At 40.7% G+C, this 4951-nt stretch carries 4 protein-coding genes and 2 pseudogenes; all 6 read left to right on the top strand.

Features of this window, described 5'->3' with window-relative positions; genetic code table 11:
• A partial coding sequence (locus SORDD16_RS10690) for a 2-phospho-L-lactate transferase CofD family protein (RefSeq protein ID WP_241734021.1) occupies positions 1-334 on the top strand: 334 nt, incomplete at its 5' end.
• Positions 331-1242 carry a DNA-binding protein WhiA gene (gene whiA / locus SORDD16_RS06110; RefSeq protein ID WP_061452744.1) on the top strand — a complete coding sequence of 304 codons (912 nt, stop codon included), beginning with the start codon at positions 331-333 and terminating at the stop codon, positions 1240-1242. The genes SORDD16_RS10690 and whiA, both read left to right, overlap by 4 nt.
• A 235-nt stretch (positions 1243-1477) precedes the next feature.
• A pseudogene (locus tag SORDD16_RS06105) lies at positions 1478-1687 on the top strand (DUF1310 family protein); the annotation flags it as partial.
• Between the two features lie 172 nt (positions 1688-1859).
• On the top strand, positions 1860-1955 hold the full coding sequence (locus SORDD16_RS12320) for a hypothetical protein (protein WP_440862110.1): 96 nt from the start codon (positions 1860-1862) through the stop codon (positions 1953-1955).
• Between the two features lie 95 nt (positions 1956-2050).
• Positions 2051-2523: pseudogene (locus tag SORDD16_RS12255) on the top strand (transposase).
• A gap of 203 nt (positions 2524-2726) precedes the next feature.
• A complete protein-coding gene (locus SORDD16_RS06100) occupies positions 2727-4913 on the top strand; it encodes a PTS transporter subunit IIBC (RefSeq protein WP_081215165.1) in 2187 nt (728 codons plus the stop codon).
• Positions 4914-4951: the final 38 nt, after the last annotated feature.

Below are 4951 nucleotides of genomic sequence, written 5' to 3'. Positions count from 1 at the left end.
GGCGGAGATAGCTTATGTCTGCAATATCATGACCCAGCGTGGGGAAACAGAGCACTTTTCAGACAGTGACCACGTAGAAGTCCTCCATCGACACTTAGGTCGGCCTTTTATCGATACGGTCTTGGTAAATATCGAAAAAGTGCCACAGGAATACATGAATTCCAACCGTTTTGATGAGTATTTGGTTCAGGTAGACCATGACTTTTCTGGGCTTTGTAAGCAAGTTCCGCGTGTGATTTCATCCAACTTCCTTCGTCTGGAAAATGGTGGTGCCTTCCACGATGGAGATTTAATTGTGGATGAGTTGATGCGCATTATACAGGTGAGAAAATGAGTTTCACAGTTGCAGTAAAAGAGGAAATTCTTGGTCAACACCATCTCAGCCGTCATGAATTGTCTGCCATCATCAAGATGTCTGGCAGTATCGGTCTCTCGACTTCAGGCCTGACCTTGTCCGTCGTGACCGAAAATGCTAAGTTGGCTCGGCATCTCTATGAGTCCTTTCTCCATTTTTATGAGATTAAGTCTGAGATTCGACACCATCAGAGAAGCAATCTTCGCAAGAATCGTGTCTACACGGTCTATACCGATGAGAGGGTGCAGGAACTTTTAGCTGATTTGCGGCTTGCGGATTCCTTCTTTGGTTTGGAGACGAGTATTGATCCCGATATTTTAGCAGATGAAGAAGCTGGTCGTGCTTACTTATGTGGGGCCTTTCTTGCAAATGGTAGCATCCGAGATCCGGAATCTGGCAAGTACCAGTTGGAGATCAGTTCCGTTTATCTGGATCATGCCCAAGGACTGGCCTCTCTCCTCCAGCAGTTTTTGCTGGATGCCAAGGTCATTGAGCGCAAGAAAGGTGCGGTTACCTATCTCCAGCGGGCAGAAGACATCATGGATTTCTTGATCGTGATTGGAGCCATGCAGGCGCGTGATAATTTTGAGCGCGTCAAGATTTTGCGTGAAACTCGTAATGATCTCAATCGAGCCAATAACGCTGAAACAGCCAATATCGCTCGAACGGTTTCTGCCAGTATGAAGACCATTAATAATATCAGTAAAATCAAAGATAGAATGGGTTTGGAAAATTTACCCATGGATTTGCAAGAGGTGGCTCAGTTGCGAATCCAGCATCCAGATTACTCTATCCAGCAGTTGGCGGATAGCCTGAGCAATCCCCTGACTAAAAGTGGTGTTAACCACAGACTCAGAAAAATCAATAAAATTGCTGATGAATTATAAAACCACGAATCAGTTGATCCGTGGTTGTTTTTTTGAAGTTATTAAATATATGAGAAATCTTTTAATAAAAGCTCGCTCTATAATCTATGGTATACCATAGATAAGTTATACTGTAGTACAAAGGAGGAAATATGAAAATACCTAAAAAAGTATGATAGTATTATTCAGTATTTTAGCAGTAATTGGAATCGCAGTAGGAGGTTGTAGCATGCACCAATACCAAAAGAAATAAGAAATGATTGCCATTGCAACAAGCGATGAGGCAAAGAAGGTTTATGAAAATCATATGAGGGCAAATGATCCTAAAGTATTAACAGAAGATGGAATCATTAAATCATATGATATTGATACAGAAACTTTAGAGTATAACCCAATGGGAGGACTAATGGTAAGGATATATTTTAATAACGATAAGGAATTAGATTTTCACTTTGGCTTAATAAAGACACTGTAAAATATCTTGTGTAAACACAAAAGGAATAAATCCTGTATAGTAGAGTTGCACCACATTACTAGAAAGATTTATTCCTATTACACAGTTTACCACAGAATTACTTAACTTCCTAGTCCAAAAATCAGATATTGATGAGTTTTTTCGTTCTTCTCTCGAAACTACTATGAATGACCTTCTACAAGCTGAACTATCTGCCTTTCTAGGCTATGAACCCTATGCAAAAGCTGGCTATCATAGGTACTTATTATCGTCAATTTGAAACCAAGTATGGCAAGGTCAACTTGATGATACCTGTGAATTCTCGACAGCTTTATTACCTTCCTATGCTAGACGAGATGATCATCTTGAAGCGCAATGGTTATTAAGCTTTATCAGACAGGTGTCACAACTCGTGAGATTAGCGATATTATTGAAAGAATGTATGGGCATCATTACAGCCCGTCAACTGTTTCTAACATTGCCAAAGTGACCCAAGTGTCTCTGCCTTTCATGAGCGTCAGCTTAAACCACACTATTCTGTCCTTTATCTTGATGGAACATATCTTACTCTACGTCGTGGAACTGTTTCTAAAGAATGTGTTCACATTGCTCTAGGAATCACTTACGATGACTATAAAGAAGTATTAGGATATGAAATTGCTCCAAATGAAAACCTGACTTCTTGGTCTGATCTATTAGATCAGCTAAAAACGAGAGGTATTGAACAAGTTTCTCTTGTTGTGACAGATGGGTTAAGAGGTATTGATGATGTGATTTCTCAAATTTTCCTATGGCTAAACAGTAAGGTTGTCTCGTTCATATTGCCAGAAATCTTGCAAGTAAAGTGAAGAGAGTGGACCGTTACCTAAATACAAGAAAATAATGGACAATTTAGCCCAAACAAGGCATTTATTAACCTTCTTTGAATTTCCACCAAGTATTCCCAATTTGTAAAAGCCTTTACAAAAAAAATAAAGTGGTATAATTAAATCATAAACAAGCGCAAACGTTTTCGTAAAACGTTTGCCTAAGTAAAATAAAGGAGATTTGAATGATGAAAGCTACATTCAAAAATGTCTTGTCTTTCGAGTTTTGGCAGAAATTCGGTAAGGCCTTGATGGTGGTTATCGCTGTTATGCCAGCGGCTGGATTGATGATTTCAATCGGTAAGTCCATCGTAATGATTAACCCAACTTTTGCACCACTTGTAGTTACAGGTGGAATTCTTGAGCAAATTGGTTGGGGGGTTATCAGTAACCTTCACATTTTGTTTGCCCTTGCTATTGGGGGAAGTTGGGCTAAAGAGCGTGCTGGTGGTGCTTTTGCTGCTGGTCTTGCCTTCATCTTGATTAACCGTATCACAGGTACTATCTTTGGAGTTACAAGTGATATGCTGAAAAACCCTGAGGCTATGGTCACTACTCTCTTTGGGGGCTCAATCAAAGTTGCTGATTACTTCATCAGTGTTCTTGAGGCACCAGCGCTTAACATGGGTGTTTTTGTAGGGATTATCTCTGGTTTTGTTGGGGCAACAGCATATAACAAATACTACAACTTCCGTAAACTTCCTGATGCCCTTTCATTCTTCAATGGGAAACGCTTCGTACCATTCGTTGTCATCCTTCGTTCAACTATCGCAGCGATTGCGCTTGCTGCCTTTTGGCCAGTAGTTCAAACCGGTATCAATAACTTTGGTATTTGGATTGCCAACTCTCAAGAAACTGCGCCAGTTCTCGCACCATTCTTGTATGGTACTTTGGAGCGTTTGCTCTTGCCATTTGGTCTTCACCACATGTTGACAATCCCAATGAACTATACAGCTCTTGGTGGAACATACGAAATCCTTACTGGAGCAGCAAAAGGTACACAAGTATTTGGTCAAGACCCACTTTGGCTTGCTTGGGTAACAGACCTTGTTAACCTTAAAGGTTCAAATGCTGACCAATACCAACACCTTCTTACAACTATCACTCCAGCTCGTTTCAAAGTTGGTCAAATGATTGGTTCATTCGGTATCTTGATGGGTATCATCGTTGCTATCTACCGCAATGTTGATGCTGACAAGAAACACCAATACAAGGGTATGATGATTGCGACAGCCCTTGCAACATTCTTGACAGGGGTTACTGAACCTATCGAGTATATGTTTATGTTCATCGCAACACCTCTTTACCTTGTTTATGCAGTAGTTCAAGGTGCTGCCTTTGCTATGGCAGATATTGTTCACCTTCGTATGCACTCATTCGGTTCAATTGAATTCTTGACTCGTACTCCGCTAGCTATCAACGCTGGTATTGGTATGGATATCGTTAACTTTATCTGGGTAACTATCCTCTTTGCGGTTATCATGTACTTCATTGCCAACTTCATGATCAAGAAATTCAACTACGCAACTCCAGGGCGCAACGGAAACTATGAAACTGCTGAAGGAGCATCAGAAGATGCGGCTTCAGGTGAAACAAAAGTTGCCACTGCTTCTCAAGCTGTAAATATCATTAACCTTCTTGGTGGTCGTGCAAATATCGTAGATGTGGATGCATGTATGACTCGTCTTCGTGTAACTGTTAAAGACGCAGATCGCGTTGGTACTGAAGAACAATGGAAAGCAGAAGGAGCTATGGGGCTTGTCATGAAGGGACAAGGTGTCCAAGCTATCTACGGACCAAAAGCTGACGTATTGAAATCTGATATCCAAGATATTCTTGACTCAGGTGAAGTAATTCCTGAAACCCTTCCAAGTCAAATGACAGAAGCTCAACAAAATACTGTACATTACAAAGGTGTAACTGAGGATGTTTACTCAGTAGCTGACGGTCAAGTTGTTGCCTTGGAACAAGTGGAAGATCCAGTTTTTGCTCAAAAAATGATGGGTGATGGATTTGCGGTAGAACCAGCCAATGGAAATATCGTATCTCCAGTTACAGGTACTGTATCAAGTATCTTCCCAACAAAACACGCTCTTGGTCTTGTCACTGACTCAGGTCTTGAAGTACTTGTTCATATTGGTTTGGATACTGTAAGCCTTGAAGGAAAACCATTTACTGTTCACGTTTCTGAAGGACAAAAGGTTGCAGCAGGTGATCTTCTTGTTACAGCTGACTTGGATGCTATCCGTACAGCAGGTCGTGAAACATCAACAGTGGTTGTCTTTACAAATGGTGATGCTATCAAATCAGTTAAATTAGAACAAACAGGTTCTCTTGCAGCTAAAACAGCAGTTGCTAAAGTAGAATTGTAATATACTTGGGGGTTGGAAGCTGTTTTCCAACCTCTTGT

Source organism: Streptococcus oralis, from assembly GCF_001578945.1.
GTDB lineage: Bacteria > Bacillota > Bacilli > Lactobacillales > Streptococcaceae > Streptococcus > Streptococcus oralis_Q.
The sequence above is the reverse complement of the archived record's forward strand: the minus strand, read 5'-3'. Positions and strand labels throughout refer to the sequence as shown.

Excerpts from the sequence above, each read along its gene's own strand:
- SORDD16_RS06100 (WP_081215165.1), top strand. The coding sequence starts at position 2,727 with ATGATGAAAGCTACATTCAAAAATGTCTTGTCTTTCGAGTTTTGGCAG.
- whiA (WP_061452744.1), top strand. The coding sequence starts at position 331 with ATGAGTTTCACAGTTGCAGTAAAAGAGGAAATTCTTGGTCAACACCAT.
- SORDD16_RS12320 (WP_440862110.1), top strand. The coding sequence starts at position 1,860 with ATGAATGACCTTCTACAAGCTGAACTATCTGCCTTTCTAGGCTATGAA.